Annotated in this window: 21 protein-coding genes; 9 read left to right on the top strand and 12 right to left on the bottom strand. The window is 72.8% G+C overall.

What is annotated here, in order from left to right:
* Window positions 1-5: 5 nt before the first annotated feature.
* From ABTZ99_RS05350 to ABTZ99_RS05330, 5 genes are read right to left on the bottom strand one after another with little or no spacing between them, the layout of a single operon-like run.
* Complete coding sequence (locus ABTZ99_RS05350; protein ID WP_498776656.1) at window positions 6-647, bottom strand: NHL repeat-containing protein; 642 nt, start codon at window positions 645-647, stop codon at window positions 6-8.
* Window positions 644-2,356 carry an ABC transporter substrate-binding protein gene (locus tag ABTZ99_RS05345; RefSeq protein WP_498776658.1) on the bottom strand — a complete coding sequence of 571 codons (1,713 nt, stop codon included), beginning with the start codon at window positions 2,354-2,356 and terminating at the stop codon, window positions 644-646. The genes ABTZ99_RS05350 and ABTZ99_RS05345 overlap by 4 nt, the downstream gene beginning before the upstream one ends.
* Before the next feature lie 16 nt (window positions 2,357-2,372).
* A complete protein-coding gene (locus tag ABTZ99_RS05340) occupies window positions 2,373-3,662 on the bottom strand; it encodes an aminotransferase class V-fold PLP-dependent enzyme (RefSeq protein ID WP_499608326.1) in 1,290 nt (429 codons plus the stop codon).
* Window positions 3,663-3,714: 52 nt separating this feature from the next.
* Window positions 3,715-4,431: a DUF899 family protein gene (locus ABTZ99_RS05335; RefSeq protein ID WP_499608324.1), complete on the bottom strand. Its 717-nt coding sequence runs from the start codon at window positions 4,429-4,431 to the stop codon at window positions 3,715-3,717.
* Complete coding sequence (locus ABTZ99_RS05330; RefSeq protein WP_499608322.1) at window positions 4,428-5,801, bottom strand: DUF885 domain-containing protein; 1,374 nt, start codon at window positions 5,799-5,801, stop codon at window positions 4,428-4,430. Before ABTZ99_RS05330 ends, ABTZ99_RS05335 begins: the two co-directional genes overlap by 4 nt.
* 154 nt (window positions 5,802-5,955) lie before the next feature.
* On the opposite strand from ABTZ99_RS05330, the gene ABTZ99_RS05325 reads away from it, so the two are divergent.
* Genes ABTZ99_RS05325 through ABTZ99_RS05305 form a run of 5 tightly spaced genes read left to right on the top strand, consistent with a single transcriptional unit; the run spans window position 5,956 to window position 10,946 of the window.
* Entirely contained in the window at window positions 5,956-6,672 is a 717-nt protein-coding gene (locus tag ABTZ99_RS05325) for a crotonobetainyl-CoA--carnitine CoA-transferase (RefSeq protein WP_499608319.1), read from the top strand.
* Entirely contained in the window at window positions 6,669-7,931 is a 1,263-nt protein-coding gene (locus tag ABTZ99_RS05320; protein WP_499608317.1) for an aminotransferase class V-fold PLP-dependent enzyme, read from the top strand. The genes ABTZ99_RS05325 and ABTZ99_RS05320 overlap by 4 nt, the downstream gene beginning before the upstream one ends.
* 23 nt (window positions 7,932-7,954) lie before the next feature.
* Window positions 7,955-8,818: a class I SAM-dependent methyltransferase gene (locus tag ABTZ99_RS05315; protein WP_499608314.1), complete on the top strand. Its 864-nt coding sequence runs from the start codon at window positions 7,955-7,957 to the stop codon at window positions 8,816-8,818.
* Window positions 8,819-8,826: 8 nt separating this feature from the next.
* A complete protein-coding gene (locus ABTZ99_RS05310; RefSeq protein WP_499608311.1) occupies window positions 8,827-9,981 on the top strand; it encodes a trans-sulfuration enzyme family protein in 1,155 nt (384 codons plus the stop codon).
* Window positions 9,978-10,946, top strand: a complete 969-nt coding sequence (locus tag ABTZ99_RS05305) for a homocysteine S-methyltransferase family protein (protein ID WP_499608308.1) — start codon at window positions 9,978-9,980, stop codon at window positions 10,944-10,946. The genes ABTZ99_RS05310 and ABTZ99_RS05305 overlap by 4 nt, the downstream gene beginning before the upstream one ends.
* Here ABTZ99_RS05305 and ABTZ99_RS05300 read toward each other — a convergent pair.
* The 6 genes from ABTZ99_RS05300 to ABTZ99_RS05275 form a co-directional block, all read right to left on the bottom strand.
* The gene (locus ABTZ99_RS05300) at window positions 10,851-12,218 is read right to left on the bottom strand and encodes a metallopeptidase TldD-related protein (RefSeq protein WP_499608305.1); all 1,368 of its coding nucleotides are present in this window, start codon (window positions 12,216-12,218) and stop codon (window positions 10,851-10,853) included. The genes ABTZ99_RS05305 and ABTZ99_RS05300 overlap by 96 nt on opposite strands.
* Complete coding sequence (locus tag ABTZ99_RS05295; protein ID WP_499608303.1) at window positions 12,212-13,678, bottom strand: TldD/PmbA family protein; 1,467 nt, start codon at window positions 13,676-13,678, stop codon at window positions 12,212-12,214. Before ABTZ99_RS05295 ends, ABTZ99_RS05300 begins: the two co-directional genes overlap by 7 nt.
* A gap of 151 nt (window positions 13,679-13,829) precedes the next feature.
* Window positions 13,830-14,363: an EF-hand domain-containing protein gene (locus tag ABTZ99_RS05290; RefSeq protein ID WP_498776680.1), complete on the bottom strand. Its 534-nt coding sequence runs from the start codon at window positions 14,361-14,363 to the stop codon at window positions 13,830-13,832.
* Window positions 14,364-14,433: 70 nt separating this feature from the next.
* Complete coding sequence (locus ABTZ99_RS05285; protein WP_498776682.1) at window positions 14,434-14,937, bottom strand: SRPBCC family protein; 504 nt, start codon at window positions 14,935-14,937, stop codon at window positions 14,434-14,436.
* A gap of 64 nt (window positions 14,938-15,001) precedes the next feature.
* The gene (locus tag ABTZ99_RS05280) at window positions 15,002-15,472 is read right to left on the bottom strand and encodes a PPOX class F420-dependent oxidoreductase (RefSeq protein ID WP_498776684.1); all 471 of its coding nucleotides are present in this window, start codon (window positions 15,470-15,472) and stop codon (window positions 15,002-15,004) included.
* Window positions 15,469-16,326: a methyltransferase domain-containing protein gene (locus tag ABTZ99_RS05275; protein WP_499608299.1), complete on the bottom strand. Its 858-nt coding sequence runs from the start codon at window positions 16,324-16,326 to the stop codon at window positions 15,469-15,471. Before ABTZ99_RS05275 ends, ABTZ99_RS05280 begins: the two co-directional genes overlap by 4 nt.
* A gap of 235 nt (window positions 16,327-16,561) precedes the next feature.
* Here ABTZ99_RS05275 and ABTZ99_RS05270 point away from each other — a divergent pair, with 235 nt between their 5' ends.
* Both ABTZ99_RS05270 and ABTZ99_RS05265 read left to right on the top strand, forming a co-directional pair.
* Window positions 16,562-17,386: a methyltransferase domain-containing protein gene (locus ABTZ99_RS05270; RefSeq protein ID WP_498776688.1), complete on the top strand. Its 825-nt coding sequence runs from the start codon at window positions 16,562-16,564 to the stop codon at window positions 17,384-17,386.
* 52 nt (window positions 17,387-17,438) lie between these two features.
* Entirely contained in the window at window positions 17,439-18,269 is an 831-nt protein-coding gene (locus tag ABTZ99_RS05265; protein WP_498776690.1) for a class I SAM-dependent methyltransferase, read from the top strand.
* Window positions 18,270-18,365: 96 nt separating this feature from the next.
* Here ABTZ99_RS05265 and ABTZ99_RS05260 read toward each other — a convergent pair whose 3' ends face one another.
* Window positions 18,366-19,358, bottom strand: coding sequence for a Gfo/Idh/MocA family protein (locus tag ABTZ99_RS05260; protein WP_499608297.1), 993 nt, complete (start codon window positions 19,356-19,358; stop codon window positions 18,366-18,368).
* Between the two features lie 73 nt (window positions 19,359-19,431).
* Here ABTZ99_RS05260 and ABTZ99_RS05255 point away from each other — a divergent pair, with 73 nt between their 5' ends.
* The gene (locus tag ABTZ99_RS05255; RefSeq protein ID WP_499608294.1) at window positions 19,432-20,340 is read left to right on the top strand and encodes a LysR family transcriptional regulator; all 909 of its coding nucleotides are present in this window, start codon (window positions 19,432-19,434) and stop codon (window positions 20,338-20,340) included.
* Between the two features lie 654 nt (window positions 20,341-20,994).
* Window positions 20,995-22,569 carry a hypothetical protein gene (locus ABTZ99_RS05250; RefSeq protein ID WP_499608291.1) on the top strand — a complete coding sequence of 525 codons (1,575 nt, stop codon included), beginning with the start codon at window positions 20,995-20,997 and terminating at the stop codon, window positions 22,567-22,569.
* The last annotated feature ends 262 nt before the right edge of the window (window positions 22,570-22,831 follow it).

Here is a 22,831-nt window from a genome sequence, read left to right as displayed (position 1 = left end):
GTCGGTCAGTTCAGGACGTCGTCGAGCCTGATCGCCTTCAGCCTGCGTGCCCGGAAGTCGCAGTACCACAGGCTGTAGCCGTCCCAGGCCATCCCCGTCGGCGCGCCCTCGACCCTGGCCGTGCCGGTGATCTGCCCGGTCCGGGTGTCCACGGCACGCACCAGGCCGGCTTCGAAGTCCCCGTAGACCACCGTCCGGTTGACCACGGTGAGGCCGGACGGCGAACCCTCGACCGGGAGCTCCCGCCGCACGGTCATGGTCTCGAAGTCCCGCAGCTGCACCACCGCCGGCTCGCGCAGACCCATCCACACGCCCTCCGCGGACGTCTCCGTGCCGCACAGCCTGCCGCTGGGCGGGTCGACCGGCTTCGTGCCGACGACCTCACCCGTCCCCGGGTCGACCAGCACGATCCGCTTGGGTCGCCCGCCGACCTGGCACAGCACGCCGTCGTGGTGGGTGAGGTCGGCGCGGACGCGACCGCACTCCAGTTCCCGCACGACCTCGCCGAAGCCGGGGTGGATCGCCCAGATCCGGCCGGCGTCCTGGTCCGAGTGCCACAGCAGGCCGTCGAACCAGGTGAGCCCGCACGGGTAGCTCCCGGGCGTCGGCAGCGAGCGCACCACCGGGATGGTCGTCGGCGCGGTCACGGCGTCGGCTCCAGCCACAGGTTGGACAGGTCGAACCACCGGTCGATCGTCGGCATCGGGATGGCGTTGCGGACCCGGCTGCCCTTGAGGTGCGGGATGGTCGGCGCGTGCTCCAGGATCGGCACGATGGCCGCGTCCCTCATGACCAGCTCGTCCACCCGGTGCCAGATCCCGTGCGCCCGGTCCTCGTCGACGGTGGCGAGCGCCTCCTCGATCAGCTCGTCCACCTCGGGGTTGCTGTAGCACCCGTAGTTGCTGGTGCCCCGGGCCCGGTTGGTCTGGAACATCGGCTGGAGGAACGCCCGACCGTTGTTGCCGAACCAGTCCGGCGTCCACGACGGGGACGTCAGGTCCCACGCGCCGGCCTCGGCGTTGGCCGGGTCCTGGAGGTAGGCGTAGTAGTCGGCGTGGCCCATCGGCAGCAGCTCGACGGTGATCCCCGCCCGTTCCAGGTCCGCCGCGCAGGACTTGGCCACCTCCGGGTTGGCGTCCACGTCGCGGTGCAGGAACGTCAGCGTCAACCCGTCTGGGTAGCCGGCCTCGGCCAGCAGCGCGCGGCACCGCTCCGGGTCGCCCCGGTCGCCCGGCGTCGGGTACAGGTCGAACGGCTCGTACCCGACGTTGCCGGGCGGGATCGCCGAGCGGGCCGGCCTCATCACCGTGCCCGCCGCGAGCTGGTCGTAGATGTCGAGCACCGCGACCTTGTCGAAGGCCCACGCGAGCGCCCGGCGCACCTGCGGCCTGCCCAGCGCCCCGCCGTTGTTCGGGCTCGCGGTGTTGAACACCAGGTACGGGTTGAGCGCGTAGCCGAGGTCGTTGCCGGGGTCGGTGGGGTTGGCCTCGTAGGGCTCGGTGACGGGTGAGGCCCACGACAGGTCCGCCCCACCCGAGGTGATCACCTGGCCCACCCGCACCGGATCGGCCCGCTCCATGACCACCTCGACGGCGTCGACGTGCTGGTTGCGCACGTCGTCGGCGGCCTTGTCCCACACGGGGTTGCGCTCCGCCCGCAGGTACCTGCCGTGGTCGTAGCGGACGATCCGGTAAGGGCCGTTGGAGCGGACCTCGCGCCGGAACTCGTCGCTGTCGGGGACGAGCGCGTCGTACTCCACCGGTGCGGCGGAGGCGAACGGCACCGCCAGGATGTGGACGAAGTCGGCGGCCGGGCGGATCAGCTCGAACACCAGCGTCCAGTCGTCGAGCACCCGGATGCCGCTGATCTCGTGGCCGTTCTGGAAGTCCGCGAGCTCGGCGGCGGTCGCGTCGGCGTGCGGCACGGCCGCCCCGTACGCCGCGGCGAACTCGGCCAGGCCGCGGATGGTGCTGGTGAAGTAGCGGATCGCGCCGGCGCCGCACACCGGGTTGCACATCCGCTTGAAGCCGCGGACGAAGTCGTGCGCGGTGACCTCGCGCGGCGGCGTGGTGTCCCACAGCACGCCGCGGCGCAGGCGGACGGTGTACGTCAGGTGGTTCACGCTCAGCCCGGCGTTGTACGTCGACGGCACCTCGACCGCGACGTCCGGCACCGGCGTGATCGCCCGCCAGTCCTTCAGGTCCTTGACCGCGGGGTAGGTGAACAGCTGCCGGGCGAACAACCGGGTGATCTGGTGGCCGAGCGCGTAGTAGGCCGACGCCGGGTCCAGGTGGTCCATGCTCCCGGGTCCGTAGAGCCGGAGGGTTCCCCCGCGTCGCGGTGCGCTGTCGCTCATGCTGGTGACCTCCGGGTCAGGACATCTCGTCCGCGAGTCGGGCCATCACCTTGAGCGCCCGATCGATCTCGTCGTGGTCGTTGAACAGGTGCGTGCAGACCCGGGCCGCGTAGTGCATGTGCGGCGAGCCGGGCACCTCGAACTCGACCCACCTGATCCAGATCCGGTGCTCGGCTTCCAGCCGGTCGACGAACGCCATGACCTTGTTGATGTTCCAGGCGTCCTCGGGCGCCCGGAACGGCTTGAAGGCCACCACCGGCGCGTGCAGTCCGGTGTCGTGCAGCGGGGAATACAGGGCGGACTCCCCGAACAGCTCCACCACCCGCCGCTTGGCGTGCCAACCCAGCTCCAGGGCGCGCTCCTCGATGCGCCCGCGGCCGATCCGGTTCCACAGCTCGCACGCCTTGGCCAGCGCGGCGGCGCGGCCGATGCTCGCGCTGCCCGCGCTCTGCAGGTAGTCGCCCATGTTGCAGGTCTCGACCGACGTCGTGGTGCGCTTGGGCATGTCGCCGACGAGCGGGTACCACGTGGAGATCACCGGCCAGAACCGCGGCAGCGGCAGGGGGTTGTGCTCGGGGAAGACCTTGTTCCGCACGTAGAGCAGGCCGGTGCCGAGCGGGCCGCACTGGAACTTCGAGCCGGAGCCCGCCAGGAAGTCCAGGCCGAACTCGCGCAGGTTCGCCCGCACCATGCCCGGCAGCAGCGCCGCGTCGGCGATGGTGATGACGCCGTGCCGCTGGGCGAGGTCGCACAGCGCGCGGATCGGCATCCGGGTGCCGGTGTACAGCGTGGTCGCCGCGAAGGCCATCACCTTCGTGCGCGGGGTGAGCGCCGCCTCGAACGCGGCGACGATCTGCTCGGAGGTGACGTCCGGGCCGGACGGCAGGGTGACCAGGTCGACCCGCACCCCGAAGCGGTTGTGCGCCAGGTTGAAGTTCGACAGCACGGAGAAGCACTCGTGGGACGTGGTCAGCACCGCGTCGTCCGGGCCGAGGTCGAGGCCCGCGACGATCCGCGAGATGCCCTCGGTGGCGTTGTGGCAGATGACCAGCTCGTCCTGGTCCACGCCGAAGTCCCGGGCGATCTGCGCCCGGTACTCGGGGTAGAGGCTGGGCGGGTAGATGTTGGCCAGGCTGCCCGCCCACTCCCTGGTCACCCGGTCGTAGGTCTCGACGACCTCGTGCGGCATCGCGCCGATCGTGCCGGTGTTCAGGTGCGTGGCCGTGGGATCGAGCGCGAAGAGGTCGCGGATCGCCTCCCACGACGCGGTGGCGAGGCTGGTGTCGAAGTCGATGGTCGCGGCCACGGTTCGTCCCCCTTCGTACGACCGCCCGGATGCCGGTGGGAACCTCGGGACGTCACGCGGTCGCGGTCGCCCGGGCGCCCCCGCCCTCGGGGACGTAGTCGTTGTCCGCGTACCAGTCGCCGCGGCCGCCCGGGAGCAGGTCGAGCACGTTCCACACCGGGTTCAGCAGGTCGATGCCCCGCTCGGCGCCGTCGAAGTGGTTCGCGGGCTGCGAGTAGAAGTGCCGCACGGCGTCACCCTCGGCGCGCAGCACGCTCACCATCGGCCGCTGGTTGCCGTCGCGGCGCTCGGCGTTCAGGTCGGCGTTGAAGGTGGTGCCGTGACTGGACAGGACGCGCAGCCCGTCCCACCCCCGCCGGTCCGCCCACGCCCGGAGCTTGGCCGGCGGAGCCTTGGCGATCACGACGAACGCCGTGTGCCGGGCCAGGTGCACGGCCACACCGCGCAGCGCGTCCACCCACATCGAGCACATCGGGCACGCCTCGTCCTCGTCCGGGTGGAACATCAGGTGGTAGACGAACAGGGTGTCGTGCTCGCCGAACAGCGCGCGCAGCGGCGTCCGGACCGGCCCGTCGAGCCCGTCCTCCGCCAGCTCGTAGTCGCGGAGCACCGGCCCGGGAGGCATGGCCCGACGCGCCGCGGCGACCGCCTCCACGTGGTCCCGCAGCGCTCGTTCGGCCCTGGCGAGCTGCGTGCGGGCGGCCTGGTACTCGGGGCTCGCGCCCTCCGGCCAGATCGGCAGGACGGGTTGGCCGTTGGTGCCGCTCATCGTGCCCCTTCCGTGTCCGAGACGGGTCCATCCACAGTGGACTGGGCGAGGTCGGTCCCGCGCACGGGCTGCCGGGCGCCGTGCACAAAGGGTTGCCCATCGGCGGTGCGCGGCACAACCACCGAGCCTTGCCCGATGGGGTGATTCGACGTCGTCGGGTCACGCAGGTCCTCGGGCAGGACGTCGGCGCGCAGCAGGTGGTCGAACCGGTCGGTGGCGGTCGTCCTGCCATCGCGCGCGTCGAGCCACTCGGAGACCAGGCGCCTGCCCTCGACGTAGGTCACGGTGTAGGCGCGCCAGAGGGGATCGGTCAGGAACTCCACCATGTGCCTCGCGCGCTGCTCGGGGACCAGCAGCCACCGCGTCAGGTGGGCCACGACGTCCTCGGCCGACGCGCCGCGGTCGTGCAGCATGATCGCGGCGTCCTGGCGGACGCCCATCAGCTTCCACCAGGCGCGCATCACCGCCTCCACCCGCTCGCCGTCGACCCGCACGCCCTGCGCGGCCAGGACGTCGGAAGTCCAAGCGCCCCAGCCGTCACCGACGGACGCCGCGAGCGCCAGCTCGGCCATGCCCTCCGCCACGAGGCACCGCGGCGTGTTGACCACGACGAGGGTGTGCTCGCCCTCGCCGCACCGCCGCACCAGCCCGGACTCCTTCAGGCAGTGGTCGGTGTGGTGGCCCGGGTAGGACTCGTGCGTGGCCAGCAGGGGCAGCGCGGCGAGGTTGCGGCCCGCCCGCGAGTCGAGCAGGACCAGCGAGCGGTAGTCGCCGAGGTAGCGGTTGAAGGCGTTCCACGGCTTGTCGTGCACCACCTCGTAGCGGACGTGCTCGCCTTCCGGCAGGCCGTACCGCTCCCGCACGAGCGGGCGCACCGCGTCGGACACCGACTGCACCGCGAGCAGGAGGTGGTCGGGGCCCACGGTGTTGGCCTCGTGGAACCGCTCCAGCCGGGTCCGCAGGTCGCCGCCGCCGGGGAGCAGGGCGCGGATCTCGTCGTGCGCCTCGGCGTAGCGGTCCTGCTCGCCCACCTCGGCCTCGACCTGGAAGCAGGCGCGGACCTCGGCGCGGAACGGCACCGGTCGGCCGGCGAGGCGTTCGGCGGAGCACCTCATCGCGGCCAGGTGCGCGTGCAGGAATCGCTTGCGCCGGGGGGAGAGGTCGCCGTCCGCCACGCGGGCCATGACGTCGGTGGCCTGCCGGGCGAGTTCTCCCGGCGTGGGCAGCGGTTCGTCGCGCACCTGCCGGTGCAGCGCGGGATCGCCGAACCAGCAGTCCACGAAGCCCTCGACCAGCCGGCCGAGGAGCAGGCCGATGCGCAGGTACTCGCGCACCTCCGGTTCGTACATCGCCGCCTCCCGGCTCGGCACCCGCCGTCAACGTAACGGGAGACCGAGGGGTCGGCACGCGGGAGCGGCGCGGGCCCACCGCCGCGTCGTCCACTCGATCAGGTGGCTTTAGGAACATATAGCCGCTGTTACAGTCGAAGCGGATCGGCGACCAGACCGTCGGGAGGTTGGCCTGTTGTTCGAGTCGCTAGTGGACCGGATACGCCCCGAGGTGCTGGACGTCCGACTGGACGAGGGTTTCTGCCGCGAGGTGGCCGACGTCTACGACCGCGCGCCGACGTGGGCGCTCGACTCGGACCTCGCCCACGGCTACCGCGTGCTCCAGCGGGTGAGCGCCTGGCAGTTCGCCTTAGTCCTGGAGCACGGCATCCGCGTCGAGCCGTGGCGCGGCGCCGGGCTCCCGTACCGCGAGTCCGCCGAACTGCGCCGGTCGGTGCGCGAGACCCGGGTGCTCAAGCTGCACCTCACCGAGGACGGGCACGGCTCCTTCCCCTGCCCGGCGGACCACCCGATGCGCGAACCCGCCGGGGTCGAGGTCGACGGCGTGCCGTTGTGCCACAACGACGTGTTCCGGGTCGTGCACGACGTCTTCGGGCACGTGGCGTTCGACCAGGGCTTCGGCCCGCGCGGCGAGTTCACCGCGACCTACCTGCACTCGCGGATGTACCCGGTGTCCGCGCGGGCGGCGCTGTTCACCGAGCAGATCGGCCAGGTCTGCTGGTTCTTCTACGGCCCGCACCTCCGGGACGCCGCCGGTGCGCTCCGCTCGCCCGGCGCCCCGGGCTACGTGCCCGCCCGGGACCGGCCGTACCCCCAGCAGAAGGTGTTCACGTTCGACCGGCGCTACCTGGACCGGTTCGACGCGCTGTTCGCCACCGAGGAGTCGCGATGAGCCAGGTCCGCCCGGGAGCGCTGCCCACGACCGTGCGCGACGACTTCCCGTTGCTGTGCGACGTGGACGCGCCGGTCTACCTCGACAACGCCGCCACCACCCAGAAACCCCAGGCGGTGCTCGACGCCGTCGTGGACTACTACCGCACCGCGAACAGCAACGTCGGCCGCGGCTACCACCGGCTCGCGATGACGGCGACCGACCGCTACGAGGGCGCGCGGGCGTTGGTCGCCCGCTTCCTCGGCGCGCGGCACGCGGACGAGGTGGTCTTCACGGCCAACACCACCGACTCCACCAACCTCGTCGCGGACGTCGTCGGCAGGCGCGTCGTCGGCCGCGGCGACCAGGTTGTGGTCAGCGGGATGGAGCACAACAGCAACCTGCTGCCGTGGCGGCGGTTGTGCGAGCAGGTCGGCGCGGAGCTGGTGGTCGCGCCCACCGGCGCGGACGGGCGGGTCGACCTGTCGGCCTTCACCGCGTTGTTGGGGCCGAGGGTGCGCATCGTCGCCGTGGCGCACGTGTCCAACGTGCTGGGCACCGTCAACCCGGTGCGGGAGATGGCCGCGGCGGCGCACGACCGCGGCGCCCTCGTGCTCGTCGACGGCGCGCAGGCGGTGGCGCACCTGCCGGTGGACGTGCGGGAGCTGGACGCGGACTTCTACTGCTTCTCCGCGCACAAGGTGTACGGGCCGATGGGCGTCGGCGTCCTGTACGGCAAGCGGGACCTGCTCGCGGACCTGCCGCCGTACCGGGTCGGCGGCGGCACGGTCAAGGGCGTCAGCCACGTCGAGCCGGTGCGCTACGTCCCGACTCCGGCCCGGTTCGAGGCGGGCACGCCGAACGTGGCGGGCGCGGTCGGCCTGGCGGCCGGGCTGGACTACCTGCTCGGCCTCGGCGTGCCCGCGGTCCGCGAGCACGACGAGAGCCTGGTCGAGGCCGTGCTGGGCGCCGTCGCGGACCTCGACGACGTCGTGGTCGTGGGCGACCCGGGCGCCATGCCGTGCGGCATCGTGTCGCTGTCCGTGCGCGGGATCCACCCCTACGACGTCGGCAGCCACCTGGACGCCCACGGCATCGCCGTGCGCTGCGGGGTGCACTGCGCCAGCACGTTCCTCGACAGCCTCGGCCTGGTGGGGACCGTGAGGCTGTCCTTCGCCGTCTACAACACGCTCGCGGAGATCGAGTACCTGCGGTCGGTGCTGAAGACCGCACGGCCCGGCCCGTGGACCGCCGACCACCCCACCGAGCGCTTCCTCTGACCGCACCGACCCCGAGGGGTTCCATGAGCGCCACCGAGCTCGACCACGTCCGTTTCAAGGAGGGCCAGCGCCTCCACTGGGATGCCATCAGCGCCGGGTGGCTGTCCGTCGCCGACACGTTCGAGAGCGGCGCCCGGGTGGTGACCTCACGCCTGCTGGAGCTGGGCGGGGTGGGGCCGGGCAGCTCCGTCCTGGACGTCGGCACCGGGGTGGGTGAGCCCGCGCTCACCGCGGCCGCCGCCGTCGGCCCGACCGGCCGGGTGGTCGGCGTCGACCTCTCACCCGCCATGATCGACCTGGCCCGCCGCCGGGCCGACGGGCTGGACAACGTGGAGTTCCTGGTCGGGGACGTCGAGTCGCTCGACCTGCCCCGCGGCGGTTTCGACGTCGTGCTCGGCCGGTGGAGCCTGATGTTCCCGCCCGACCCGGTGCGGGCGTTCCGCTCGGTGGCCGAGGTGCTCAGGCCCGGCGGGGTGCTCGCCGCGTCGACCTGGGGCCCACCCGAGACCGCGCCCATGCTCTCCCTGGGCTTCGGCGTGCTCGTGAGGTGGCTGGACCTGCCCGCGCCACGGCCCGGGCCCGGTCCGTTCAGCATGGCGGACCCCGAGGTGGTGTCTCGGCAGCTGACCGCGGCGGGTTTCACCGACGTGTCGGTCACCGAGGTGCGGGTGCCGTTCGAGCTGGACTCGGCGGAGTCCTACGCCCGGTTCACCGAGGCCGTCACGCCCCTGGAGATCCGCGAGACGGCTCGCGTCCTGCTGGGCCCCGACACGTCCGCGCTGTGGGCCGACGTCGCCGCCTCGGTCGCCGAGCACCGCCGGGCGGACGGCTCGATCTCCTTGCCCAGCACCGCGTTGTGCCTGCGCGCGACGGCTGCGCGCGGATGAGCGGCCCGATGCGATTCGACACGAAGCTGGTGCACGAGGGCCAGCGGACGCGGTTCGGCCACGGCGACGTGATCCCGCCCATCCACGTCGCGGTGACCTTCGACGCGTCCGCCCAGGACCCGGCGCGGTACTACTACGCGCGGGGGGAGAGCCCGACCCGGGAAGACCTGGAGACGTGCCTGGCGGCGTTGGAGGACGTGCGGTTCGCGCTGGCCTTCTCCTCCGGCCAGGCGGCCGGGGAGGCCGTGCTGTCCCTGCTGGAGCCGGGCGACCGGGTGGTCGCGTCGGACGACGTCTACGGGGGCACCTACGGGTTGTTCGAGCTGTGCCGCCGTCGCGGGGTGGACGTCCGGCAGGTCGACCTGTCCGACGCGGACGACGCGGCCGCGGCGCTGTCCGGTGGTGTCGACCTGGTCTGGGTCGAGACGCCGACCAACCCCGTGATGAAGGTCGCCGACATCGGCGCGATCAGCGCGGCGGCCCACCGCGCCGGCGCGATCGTCGTGGTGGACAACACCTTCGCCAGCCCGGCCCTCCAGCAGCCGCTCGCCGCGGGTGCGGACCTGAGCCTGCACAGCACCACCAAGTTCATCGCCGGCCACTCCGACGTGCTCGGCGGCGCGCTGGTGCTCGACGACCCGACGCTGCACGGACGGCTGCTCGAACACCGCACCGTCGTCGGCGGCGTGCCGGGGGCGTTCGACTGCTACCTGGTGCACCGGGGCCTGAAGACGCTGTCGCTGCGCGTCGCGCGGCAGGTGGCCAACGCGCGGGCGGCGGTCGAGGTGCTGACCGCGTCGCCGCTGGTCGCCGCCGTGCACTACCCGGGGCTGCCCGACCACCCGCAGTTCGAGCTGGCCGCGCGGCAGATGTCGGCGCCCGGCTCGATGGTCAGCTTCGAGTACCTCGGCGACGTGGGCGAGCTGCTGCGCCGCACGGAGCTGTTCGCGGCGGCGGTGAGCCTGGGCGGGGTGCGGTCGCTGATCGAGTGCCCCGCCTCGATGAGCCACCGGCCGGTGCCGCGCGAGGTCCGGGCGCGGGCGGGGATCGCGGACAACCTGGTGCGGCTGTCGTTCGGCATCGAGGACCCGGCCGACCTGGTGGAGGACCTGTGCGCCGCGATGGCGGCGGCCTCGTACGCGGAGAGGAGTGCGACGCGATGACCGCGACGGTGCTGCTGGACGGCGGGCTGGCGACGGAGCTGGAGCGCGCCGGGTTGCCGGTGCGCCACCCGTGGTGGACGACCAAGGCGTTGCTGACCGACGCCAACCGGACGGTGCTGCGCGGGGTGCACGAGCAGTACCTGCGGGCCGGCGCTCACGTGATCACCGCCGCGACGATGCGCTGCAACGAGCGGGCGTTGCGCGCCAACGGGTTGGACGCGGCGGGCCTGGGCTGGATGGTGCACGCCGCGATCGGGGTGGCGCAGGCCGCACGCCGCTCGGCGGAGGCGCCGGACGCGCTGATCGGGGCGTCGATGGCGCCGGTCGAGGACTGCTACCGCCCCGACCTGGTGCCAACGGACGACGAGCTGCGCCGCGAACACCTCTGGTTGGCCACGGAGTTGGCGCGGGCCCGGGTGGACCTGGTGCTCGTGGAAACCATGAACACCCTGCGCGAGGCGCGGATCGCACTGGAAGCGGTGCGGTCGGTGGGGATCCGCGCGTGGGTGAGCTTCGTGTGCGCGGACGGCGCCACGCTGCTCTCGGGAGAGGACCTGGGGAGGGCGGCGCGCGCGGTCGAGGAGGAAGGCGCGGACGCCGTGCTGGTCAACTGCACGCCGTTCGCCGAGACCGAGCGCTGCCTGGAAGCGCTGCGGGCCAACTGCGCCGGCGCGATCGGCGCGTACCCGAACCTGGAACAGCGCACCGGCGCGCACGCCGACGGCCCGTTGCCCACGGCCGTGGACCCAGCGGGGTTCGCGGACGCGATGAGCCGGTGGCGGACCGACTACGGCGTGGACGTGCTGGGTGGGTGCTGCGGCAGCACCCCGGCCCACATCGAGGAACTGCGCAAGGCGATCGGGGAGCGGTCACCGCGCATGGCCGGCGGACGACAGCGCGAAGTCCTCGACCCGCACGGCGGGCATGGCGGTCCGGAACTCCCGGTCGCCCCACTCCCTGGGTAGCGCGGGCTCCGTGCGGCCGATCTCGGCGACGCGGGCCAGCAGGTCGACCGGGCTCTCGTCGAACCGGAAGTCGGGCGCCGTGCCCACCACCTCGCCGCCCTTCACCACGTGGACGCCGTCCCGCGTCACGCCGGTCAGCAGCAGCCGGGACGGGTCCACCTCCCGCAGGTACCACAGCGAGGTCACCAGCAGCCCGTGGTCGGTGCTCGCCACCAGGTCGTCGAGCGTGCGGTCGGTGGGGCGGCCCGACAGCACCAGGTTCCCGATCCGCGGGGTGAACGGCAGGCCGGCCGTCCGCGCCGAGTGCCGGGTGGCGACCAGGTTGGCCAGCGAGCCGCCGCTGATCCACTCGGTGCGCCGCAGCGGCGTGCCGTTGTCGAAGCAGGACGACCCCGGACCCGGTGCGCGCACGACGGTGAAGGGCAGGCAGCCGAGACCGGGCGCGGCGGGATCGCTCGCCAGGGTCAGGTGCGCCTCGGTGAGCCGCTCGCCGAGGCGGGTGCCGCCGTCGGGTCCGCTGAAGACCGTGCCGCCGTCCAGCGCGTCCTGGAGGTCGGCGGCGCGGTGGAGGTGGATCATGAGGTCGGCGACGCAGGACGGCGCCAGGATGACGTCGTAGCGACCGGGGGACAGGTCGACGCGGTGGCGCGAGGGGTCGAGCCGGGCGGCCAGGCCGGCGTAGCGAGCGAGCAGGTCCGCCTGCGACGGGTCGGCCAGGTCCGCACCCGTCCACGCCGAGGCGGTGCGGTCGGCGCTGTGCGCGGTCAGGTCGAGCACGCCGCCCGGTTGGGCGTGGTGCAGGCGCAGCCCCGAGGACGACGCGAGGTAGGTCGAGCGCACCTCGTGCTCGGCGTAGCCGGACGAGGACTCCCCTCGGGACCGTGCTTGCTCGAAGACCTCCGCCAACTGCGCCACGACCCCGGCCAAGGCCGCGACGGACGTCCCGGTCGGGGGCTGCGACCACTGCCGTTCGGCGGCGGGCGGCAGGGGGTGCGCGTCGGGTGCGGGCGCGGCCCGGCGTGCGATGGCCCCGGCCTCCTCCACCGCCGCGCGCACCGCGTCCTCGTCCAACGCGCCTTCGCGGGAGACGACGCCGATCCCCGCCCCGGGCGCCGACTCGATCACCGTGAGGGCCCGGCTGTGCACGACGCCGTTGCCGGTCACCGCGTTGTCCGCCCACCGCAGGTGCGCGGTCGAGGTCTCGTCGACGATCGCGATCCGGTCACCGGGTGCGGCCAGCGCCGACTCGGCGAGGTCCTGGGGCGTCAGCACGAGTCCGCCGTGTTCCGCACGCGCACGCCCTGGAACACCGCGGTCGGGCAGCCGTGGCTCACCGCGGCCGCCTGCACCGGCTGGCCCTTCCCGCAGAGGTCGGCGCCGAACAGCTGGTAGGTCCCCTCGCCGCCGACCGCCGACAACGCGCCCCAGAACGCCCTGGTGTCCGACTGGTAGGCGACGCCGCCGAGCTGGCCGGCCAGCTCGCCGCGGTGCACGCGGTGCGCCCGCTGGGCGGTGAACTGGAAGTTGTCCCGCCGCGCGTCGATCGACCAGCTGTCGGACCCGACGAGGTAGATGCCCTCGTCGACGGCCGAGATCAGCTCCTCGGTGGTGGGACCGCCGGGAACGGGCGCGAGCGAGACGTTGGGCATCCGCGTGATCGCGGGCCGCAACGCCGACTCGGCGAACGCGCAGCCCACCGAGCGCGTCGCACCGGCGGCGCGGGCCGTGCGGCGGTCGTACTGCGAGCCGACCAGCACGCCCTCGCGCACGAGGTCCCAGGACTGCGCGGCCACGCCCTGGTCGTCGTAGCCGACGGTGGCGAGCCCGTGCGGCGTGGTCCGGTCGGCGGTCACCGTCATCAGCGACGTCCCGTAGCGCAGCTCGCCCACGTCGCGCGGGCGCACGAAGCTGGTGCCCGCGTACGAGGCCTCGTGCCCGAGCACGCGGTCCAGCTCCGTGGCGTGCCCGACCGACTCGTGGATCGTCAGCCACAGCTGCGACGGGTCGACGACCAGGTCGTACGCGCCGGGCCGCACCGGTCGCGCGTCCTGCTTCCCGCGCAGCAGACCCGGCAGGGCGGCCAGCTCGGCGTCCCAGTCCCACCCCTCGCCGAGCAGGTACTCCCACCCGCGCCCGGTGGGCGGCCCGACCGTGCGCAACGCCGTCGACCCGCCGGCCACCACCACCTGCGGGTGCACGCGCACGCGCCGCTGCGCGGTCGACGTGCCCGCGAGGTCGGCGTAGAACTTGTCCTCCTGCACGGCGACGACCTTGGCGCGCACGTGCGCGACACCGGGGGCCGCGAGCAGCCTCGCGCTCCAGTCCGCCAGCAGGTCGGCGCGCTCGGCCTCGGGGACGGAGAACGGGTTGACGCGGAACCCCGACGACCAGGCGCCGTCGTGGACGGGCTCGGGCACGGGTTCGTCCTCCCGGCCGAGGGCCGCGCAGGACTTCGCCGTGTCGACCGCCTGACGGGCGGTCTCACGCGCCGACCGCGTCGTCACGTCACCCGAAGCGGCGAACCCCCAGGCGCCGTCGCGCCACACCTGCACCGACAGGCCGGTGACCGCGGCGTCGTGCGCGGACCGGACGGAGCCGTCGAACAGGACCAGCTGCCCGGTCCGCACGCGGGCGAGCCGGAACGACGCGTGCCGGGCGCCGAGCCGGCGGGCGCCGTCCAGCGCGACCTCGGCGAGCAGGCGGGCGGCGTCCGCGCAGAATGGTCCGACCATGTCGCCGAAGCTAGGGCAAGACCGGGCGGAGGCGAACTCGTTGACACGAAAGGATGAAGTGCGGGGCCTGCGCACCTGGCGCGCCGCATGGTGGCGGCCGCCGAGGAGTCCCGGCGGCCGCGTCGTGCACCTGCTCATCGTCCTCGACGGGCTACAGGCTGCCTGCCAGTTCCGTGCCGGACGCGCTCGGGTCGTCACTGAGGTAGAACTCCTTGACCGCGGCGGCGAATTCCTTCCGGCTCACGTAGCCGTCGTGGTCGGTGTCCAGCTTGTCGAACGCGGCCCGGGACTCGCTCTCGGACATGCCGGCCTGCTTCTGCGCCTTGGCCATCTCCTCCTTGCTGATCTGGCCGTCGTTGTCGGCGTCCGCGGCGTCGAAGGCGGCCAGGGCGAAGGGCACGGCGACGTTGTCGACGAAACCCGGGTCCTCGGACGCGGCGTTCCACTCGTCCTTGCTGATCGCCGAGTCGAAGTCCTTGTCGGTGTGCTGCTGGATCCCCGTCCACATGTCGTTGGCCAGCTTGGTGAGCCTGGCCGCTTCCGGCGAGCCCGGCGTCGCGCCGAGCGCCTTGCGCCACTTGTCGGCCAGCGCGGTGATGTCGCTCTGGTCGATCCGGCCGTCCTGGTCGGCGTCGAGCCGCTCGAACGCCTTGTCGTGCTTGCGCTGCATGAGGTCACTGGTCATCTGTTGTCTCCTCCACTCGACGCACCGCCCGCGGCGTTCGGCGCCTGGGCGGGTGCTCGGCACAGTCGGGTCAAGCCAGGTGATCGACGTGATCACCGGCCGGCCGTGGCCCGCGTGACGACGGGCCGAGCCGCTCCACGTGCTGCCGCAGTCCCTCCAGCGCCTCGCCCCAGCCGGCCGCGTGGCTCTCGCGGGAGGCCCCGGCCCGCTTGTCCTCCGGGATGTCGAGGGTGTCGAAGCCGCTCTCCACGAGCCGGACCAGGCTCCCGTCGCCCTGCGGCGCCAGGTCGAACTCGACGAGCGTGGCGTTGTCCTCGGTGGCCACCTCGCCGGGGTGCGCGCTGGCCCAGAGGTAGGCGAAGCGACGCGGCGGGTCGACCGTCTTGACCGTCGTGGGGAACTGCCCGTTCTCCCCGTGGTCGAGGTGCATGGTCCCGCCGGGGCGCAGCTCGATCCGCGCCGGCGCGCCCGAGCCGAACCACCGACCGACGTGCTCCGGTTCGGTGAGGGCCGCCCACACGCGCTCCACCGGTGCGGAGATGAAGACCTCGCGCTCGATGCGGTCCGAACTCATGACCTCGTCCTTCCCTGGTGCTGCTGGTCGTGTGGTGATGGCGGATCGGCGTGTCCGGCCCTCGTCACGGTGTGCCCACCGGCTGTGCCGCGGCTTCGGAGGTGGCCAGCCCGGTGCGGGCGACCACCTTGGTGATGTGCCCGCGCACCAGCACCTCGCCGGATTCCTCGCTGTGCCTGGCGATCGCGTCGGCGTGCGCCTCGCCCACGTACCGCGTCGCGATGCGCCGGGCCCAGGTCCGCACCTCCTCGCGCTCGTCCTCGACCCGCGCTTCGCCTTCGAGGAGGACGAACGCGAACGGCGGCCGTTCGTCGTCCACGCAGAGGGCGAAGCTCGGCCGGTGGCGCAGCGCCCTGCCCTTGACCGTCTCCGGACCCGTGAAGAACAGCACCTCCGGGCCGTGCACCAGGAAGGAGATCGGCGCGACGTGGGGCCGGCCGTCGGCGCGGACGGTGGCCAGCTTGCCGGTGCGCGTCCCGTGGCCGATGAACGCCCGCCACTCCGGGTCGGACATCTCGCGCATGCCGCCGCTCACGTCGTACCCACCGGTTCATCGGGACGGGTCGTGGACCGGAGGCGAGCGGTGATCAGGAGGTACTCCATCCCCGTCCGCACGGCGTCGTCGTAGACGTCCAGCACGCGCGCCATGTGCTCGACCGTGTCGGCGCCGTACTCCCGGGACAGCCCGGCGGCGTCCTCCTCCAGGGCCTGCCTGGTCAACTCCGTGGTGCGCGAGGTGCTCGCGGTGATGTCGAGGACCTCCAGGAGGTCGAACCCGGCCGCGTCGAGCAGCGCCGGCAGCTCCGCCCGGGGCGGTGCCGTGATCAGCATCCGCTCCTGGAGGTCCCGCCGCTGCCGCGCGCTGAGCGGCCCGCACTGGGCCACGTCGGTGAGGGCGATGCGCGATCCCGGCCGCAGCACCCGGGCCGCCTCGCGCAGCACCGCGGCCCGGTCCGGCATGTGCGGCATGCTCTCCAGCGCCCACGCGCCGTCGAAGCTGTCGTCCGGGAACGGCAGCGCGGCGGCGTCGGCGAGTTCGAAGGTGACCCGGTGCTGCAGGCCCTCCTCGTGCGCGGCGGCGGTGGCCGCGCTCACCTGGCCCGGTGCGATCGTCACCCCGGCGACGTCGGCGCCGGTCGTGCGCGCGAAGCGGAGGGCCGGGTGGCCCACGCCGCACCCCACGTCCAGCAGGCGCTGCCCCGCGGTGAGCGGGACGCGTTCGATCATCAGGTCGGTCAGCCGTTCCTGCGCCAGGTGCTTGCCGCTGGTGTCCTGCGGACCGGTCCAGTAGCCGAAGTGCAGGTTGGAGCCCCAGATCAGCTCGACGAGCGCGGTGGTCCGCTCGTACATCTGCGCGACCTCGGCGTCCAGTGCGCTGGTGTCGGTCATCCCGGGCTCCCGGTGGCGGTGGTCACACGGACGTCCACAAGCTATCAGTTTCTCAACTGATCGGGCCTGGTGTGCGACCTGCCCGGAGGGGTGATGGAGGCATTTCACCCGCTAAGGGGACAAGTGTTCGTGGTTCACCCGTCCGGCTACAAGGGACGGTCGGAGCGCGGAAGGTGGATGACGTTGTAGTTAGATCCGGTGCGAGGACGTCCTCGCACCGGAAGGGGTTCGGGTCGTGTCCAGCCCAGCCAGTCAGGAGGCCGACGAGGTCGGCGGGATCTACGACGGGATGAGCGACCTCGTCGAGATCTACCACGGCAACATCCACCTCGGCTACTGGACCGGTGACGACGACCCGGCCACCCTGGCCGACGCGTTGGACCGGATGACCGACCTGGTGGCCGGCACCCTGGCGCTGGCGCCCGGTCAGCACCTCGTCGACGTGGGCTGCGGCGTGGGCATGCCCGCGATCCGCATCGCGACCCGGTTCGGCGCCCGGGTCACCGGGATCACCAACAGCGCTTGGCACGCCGGGGAAACCGCCCGTCGCGCGGCTGCCGCCGGCGTGGCCGACCTCGTGACCGCGCGGCAGGGCGACGCCGAGGCGCTGCCGTTCCCGGACGCCGCCTTCGACGCCGTGCTCGCCTTCGACTCGTTGCCCAACGCGGTCGACAAAGGACGGTGGCTGCGGGAGATGAGCCGGGTGCTGCGGCCCGGCGGCCGGTTCGCCGTCACCGAGTACACCGCCGAGGCGGCGCTGACGCCGGCGGACCGCGAGGTGCTCGCCACGCACGCGATCTTCGACCCGCCCACCGCCTCGGCGCTGTGCGCCCTCGTGGCCGACGCCGGGCTCGTGGTCGACGAGCGGCAGGACTGGGGCACGCGGGTCCGGCGCACCTACGACGAGGTGGCGGCGGTGTTCCGCGACCGCGGTGAGGACCTGGCCGACTCCTATGGGGCGGAGCGGATCCGGGTGTTCGAACAGGGCTTGGCCCCGGTGTTCGAGGTCGGGCGCACCAGCCTCGGCTACCTGCTGGTGGCCGGGCACAAGCCCGGATGACCTCTTGCGCCGATCAGGTCGTTCGTTGACGCGCTTGGCTGAAAGGCACCCGATGACTACCGACTACGTTCCCAGCAGCGCCGAGGTCGTCGCGTTCTACGACAACGCCCTGCCGCTGATCGCCCGCCTGGCCGGCGACAACGTCCACTACGGGTACTGGCACTCCCGTGAGGACACCAGCACGTTGCACGAGGCGATGGACAACCTGACCGACGTGATGATCGAGCGCCTGGCTGTGACCTCCGGTCAGCGGGTGCTCGACGTGGGGTGCGGGCTCGGTGCGCCCGCCCTGCGACTGGCCCGTGCGACCGGGGTGGAGGTGGTGGGGATCTCGACGAGCGGGGAGATGGTCCGGGAGGCCACCTCGCGGGCGCGTGCGGCCGGCCTCGACGGGCAGGTGCGCTTCGAGGTCGCCGACGCGGAGGACCTGCCGTTCCCGGACGGCTCGTTCGACGCGGCGTGGGCCATCGAGTCCTTGGTGCACATGGCCGACCGGCCGCGGGTGTTCCGCGAGGTCGGCCGGGTGCTGCGGCCGGGGGGTCGGTTGGCGTTGACGGACTTCTACGAGCGGATCCCGTTCACCGGCGAGCGGTTGCGGATGATCGAGGAGTACCGCCGGGCCGCGCTGAACACGCCGTTCCACCGGCTGGAGGAGTACCCGCCGATGCTGCGGGACGCCGGCCTGCACCTGATCGAGTACCTGGACATCAGCGAGCGGACCGACCGGCACTACCCGATGCTGCTGGAACGCCTGCGCGCCCACCGCGACGACCTGACCGCCGAGTACGGGGCCGACACGGTCGCCGCCCTGGACTCGGTGTTCACCAACTGCGCCCGCACCGGCGAACCCCCCTACATGCTGATGACCGCGCAGCGGAGCTGACCCGGGTTCGGTGAGGTGGTGCTTCAACGTGTCGCCGTGCCGAAGGAGCGTGTGGCCGGCAATCCACGGCACGGTGGAGCAGATGGCCGTTCTCGGCTAGGACCGGCTGGGCTTGGGGTGGTGGAAGGCTTCGATGACGGATTGCACCCGCAGGGCCGTGGCGAAGTCGGCCAGGTGGGGCGAGTGGTTGCCGCGGACGGCGGCGGCGAACAGGGACAGTCGGGTGGTCTCGGAGCCTCGTGGGCCTGGTGGGGTGGTCGGTTGCCAGTCGCCGCCGTCCGAGGTGAGCAGGTCGCCCCAGTTGCGCAGCAGGTACGAGCGGTCGGTTCCCCAGAGGGTCCACTCGTAGGTCTCGGGTCCGGCGGCGCCGGAGAAGGCGGAGACGTGGACGGGGGTTCGGCCGGCGCGGAGGTGGGCGCGTGCGGCGGTCTCGCTCGCGCGCGGATCGGTGGGCAGGTCGATTCCGACGTCGACGAGGTCCAGTGGGCCCAGCAGGCGGTCGGTCAGGTAGACGAAGTGGGACAGGACTTCGCGAACGAACCCGCCTTGGTCACGGGCCGCCAACCAGGCGGCGTCCGCCTGGAACGGTCGTGGCCACTCGGGGAACGACAGGCGGATGTCGATCCCGGTGACCTCGCCGATCTCGCCGGCGGCCAGGCTTCGCTCGACTTCGAGCACGGCGTGGCGGTCGGACAGGGCGAAGTTCACCGCGCCGACGGCACCGCGCTCGGCGGCCGTGCGCACCATCCGGCGCCCGTCCGCCAGGTCGATCGCCAGCGGCTTCTCGCAGAAGACGGCTTTACCGGCGCGCATCGCGGCGATCGCCAGGTCCGCGTGGAACATCGGCGGGGTGGCGATGTACACGGCGTCGACGTCCGGGGATCGGATGATCTCCCGCGCGTCGGTCGTGAACGTGACGGTCGGGTAGGCGGCCCGCACGCGGTCGATGGCGGCGGGGTCGATGTCGGACGCGCGGACGACGGTGAACCCGGGGTGGGCGACGGCCGCGGCGAGCATCTCGACGCCCATCGCGCCGAGCGCGACGATGCCGAGGCGGAGGGGATCGGGCCGGTCTGTCCGAGATCGCATGCCGCAAGCCTCGGCGAGGTGATCGCTAACGTCAATCTACAATGTGTGAATGCAACCGTTAAGCGTTGACTTCATGGATGACCTGCGTCGGTTGCGGGTGCTCCGGGAGTTCCGCGAACGCGGGAGCATCACGGCCACCGCCGCGGCCCTGCACCTGACCCCGTCGGCGGTGTCGCAGCAGATCGCCAGGATCGCCCGCGACGTCGGCTTCGAAGTGCTCCAGCAGGTCGGGCGGCGGGTGGTGCTCACGCCGCGGGGGCACGCGCTGCTCTCCCACGCCGACGCGATCTTCGCCGAGATCGAACGCGCTCGCCACGAACTCGAATCGTGGGATGACAGCGTTCGCGGGACGATCAGGGTCGGCGCGTTCCCCACCGCGATCGCGGGCCTGCTCCCGCAAGTGCTCGACCGGGCCCGCGACGAGCTCCCGAACGTCAAGATCACGGTGACGGAGGCCGAGCCGCCCGCCCTCTTCGACGAACTCGACGCGGGACGTCACGACATCGCGCTCGCGGTCGACTTCACCGGCTCGCCCGCCGCGGGCGACCCGCGCTACCACCGCGTCGACCTGGGTCCCGACGAGCTCGACGTCGCACTGCCGCCCGGGCACCCCTTGCTGGAGCGGAAGGTGCTGGGGCTCAAGGACTTCCGGAACGACCCGTGGATCGTCGGCGACGGCCGGGGCTGCTGCGGCGCCATCACCGCCACGGCTTGCGCGGCGGCCGGCTTCACCCCGGACGTCGCGCACCGGACCAACGACTGGCAAGCGCTCGCCCAACTGGTCGCGCACGGCCACGGCGTCGCGCTGATCCCACGACTTGCCCAACGTGACCTGCCCGCCGCGGTCACGATCCGCCGGATCACCGCGTCCCGCCCACAGCGGTGGATCTTCGCCGCGGTGCCCGAGGGCGCCCAGCACTCGCCCCTGATCACCACGGCACTCGGTCTGCTCACGTCCGTTCGGGGGCGAGCGGCGGGGTGATGGAGCCGCTCGACCGCCTCCGGCACCGGTTCGTGCGAGCTGCTGCGCGTGAGAGGATGCCGCGGGCCGATTCGCTGCGAAGATGACCGGTTCGGCCCAACTACTTGTCGCCGACAAATCCCTGCACCCGATGACCGTGGTGTGGTCCCCTATGGGTGGGGTCGGGGACACCGTTGTGGGGGGTTTGGGATGAGCGAAGACAGATCGAAGGCGCAGACGCCGGCGGCCGGACCGCCGGACGAAGCGCCAGTTGCAGTACCGGTGTCGGAGCCGGTGCGAGAGTCGGTGCCGGAGTCGGTGCCGGAGCCGGAGTCGGTGCCTGTTGCCGAACCGGCACAGGGTGACACCACGGTCGCGGAACTGCCGGCGGAGTCGGCGCCGGGTGAGCAGGCGGCATCGACGGCCGGGACGGCAACTGCCGAGCTGCCGGTGGAACCCGCTCCGGCGGAACCCGTGCGGGCGGAGCAGGAAGCACCCCAGGCCACTGAGCCGGCAGCGGCAGGCCCGGCCGCCGTCGTGCCGGATCCCGCTGGAGCACCGGCCGTTGGAACAGTGGCCGGTGAACCGCCGGCGGTTGAGTCGCCGGCCGTTGAGTCGCCGGCCGTTGAAACGGCGGCGGTTCACTCCGCCGAACCCTCGGCGGCTCAGGCCACCGTGGCGGCGAATCCGTGGGCGCGGCCGAGCGGGCCGGACGAGCACGTCACGTGGGTCGACCCGACGCCGACCGACCCGATCCTGCGGATCCCGCTGACGCCGCCGGAGCCGAGGTCCACCGCGGCGGCGGTGCTGTTGAACCTGACCGGGCTCGGGGCCGGGTACTTCTACCTGCGCCGACGTTGGCAGGCGTGGACGGCGGTCGTGCTCGTGGTTGCGCTCGTCGTCGTCGCGTTCGCCACCAACGCGGCGGCCAACCCGTGGTTGTGGCGGGGCCTGGCGGCGGCCTGGCTCGTGATCCTCGTGCTCGACGCGTGGCGGATCGCGGTGAAGCACCCGCCGGTCGCGAACCGCCGTCCGGTGGTGATCGGGGCGATCGCGGTGCTCGCCGTGGTCGGCGCGTACATCGGGTACGGCGTGCTGGGCCGCGGCGCCTACGACGACGGGCTCGCGGCTCAGGGGCGCGGTGACTGCGCGGCGGCGACCGGCCAGTTCGAGGCCGTGACCGGGCCCTACGAGCTGACGCTCAGCTCGGACGTCGCCGCGGCGATCCGAGGCCTGGACGAGTGCGCCGACTTCACCCGTGCGGCCGACGCCGAGGACGAGGCCACCGCCGTGCAGCGCTACGGCCAGTTCCGCCGCGACCACCCGGACAGCCCGCTGAGCCCGTTCGTCCACGACGAGCTCGTCGAGACCTACACGACCTGGGCTCGCGGCCTGCGCGACGAGGGCAAGCTGGTCGACGCGATCAAGGTCTACCGCGACCTGCTCTCCGAGGACGAGTCGTTCGCCGCGGAGGTCGCCGACGTCTACCTGCGGCTGGCGAAGCAGCTCACCTCCGAGCAGCCCGTCGGCTCCAGCGCGGCGGCCAACGCCCTCGAGGCGATCGCCGACGAGTTCGGCGACACGCCGGCCGCCAAGGAGGTGCCCGCGGCGTTCGACGCGCTCTACGCGGCGGCCACCGCGCCGCTCGCCGCCGGTCAGCCGTGCAAGGTGGTGGACGTCCTCGCCTTCTTCTCCGGCCTGACCAACAAGGTCGCCGCGAAGGTGGCCGGCGAGGCGAAGAACCAGTACCCGCGCACCATGCTCGACTGCGGGCTGAGCGAGCTGCGCGACGGCCAGGCGGAGCAGGCGGTCGGCACGCTGGACCGGTTCATCAGCACGTTCGCCGACCACGGCGACGTGCCGCAGGCCCAGTCGGCGCGCATCGCCGCCAAGGTGGCCATCGGCACCGGCGCGCGGGTGCCCGTCCCCGCGCCCCTCGGCGCGGGCGGCCCGATCACGATCACCTTCTACAACACCGTCAACAGCCCGATCAACATCAAGCTGGCGGGCTCCACCGCGCACGAGTTCACGTTGCCGGCGTGCACGACGTGCCCGGAGTTCCACCCGCCCGGCACCGGCGAGGCCGCCTGCGACTCGCCCATCGGGAAGCCGTTGTTCGCGGTCGGCCTGGGCGCGGGCAACCACCACGTGCTCGCCGACTTCGAGAAGAGCGGAGAACTGGTCAAGCAGCTCGACGCCCAGCCCGGCGGGTTCGACCTGTACTGCCTGTACTCGGAGTACAAGAGCTGAGCCGCGGCGCGCGGTCGGCCCTGCCACCAGGTCCGGCCGCGCCTTCGGTCGGGGACGAGGTCTCAGCCCCTCTGTTGGAGGTCCCGGGACAGGTCGTACTCAAGGCGATGGACGATTGCGTTCGGCGAGAAGGCGGCTACCGGGCGAGTGCTGCCCGGGAGCCCCCGGATGGGACGGGGTGTGAGGTGAGCACCAGGCGGTGGACTGCCAAACGCCGGGGGTGGGGCCCGCGGGGCGGCGGACCCTGCTAGGCACGCACGTG

It is taken from the genome of Actinosynnema sp. NPDC002837 (assembly GCF_040295345.1).
Lineage (GTDB): Bacteria > Actinomycetota > Actinomycetes > Mycobacteriales > Pseudonocardiaceae > Actinosynnema.
The sequence above is the reverse complement of the archived record's forward strand: the minus strand, read 5'-3'. Positions and strand labels throughout refer to the sequence as shown.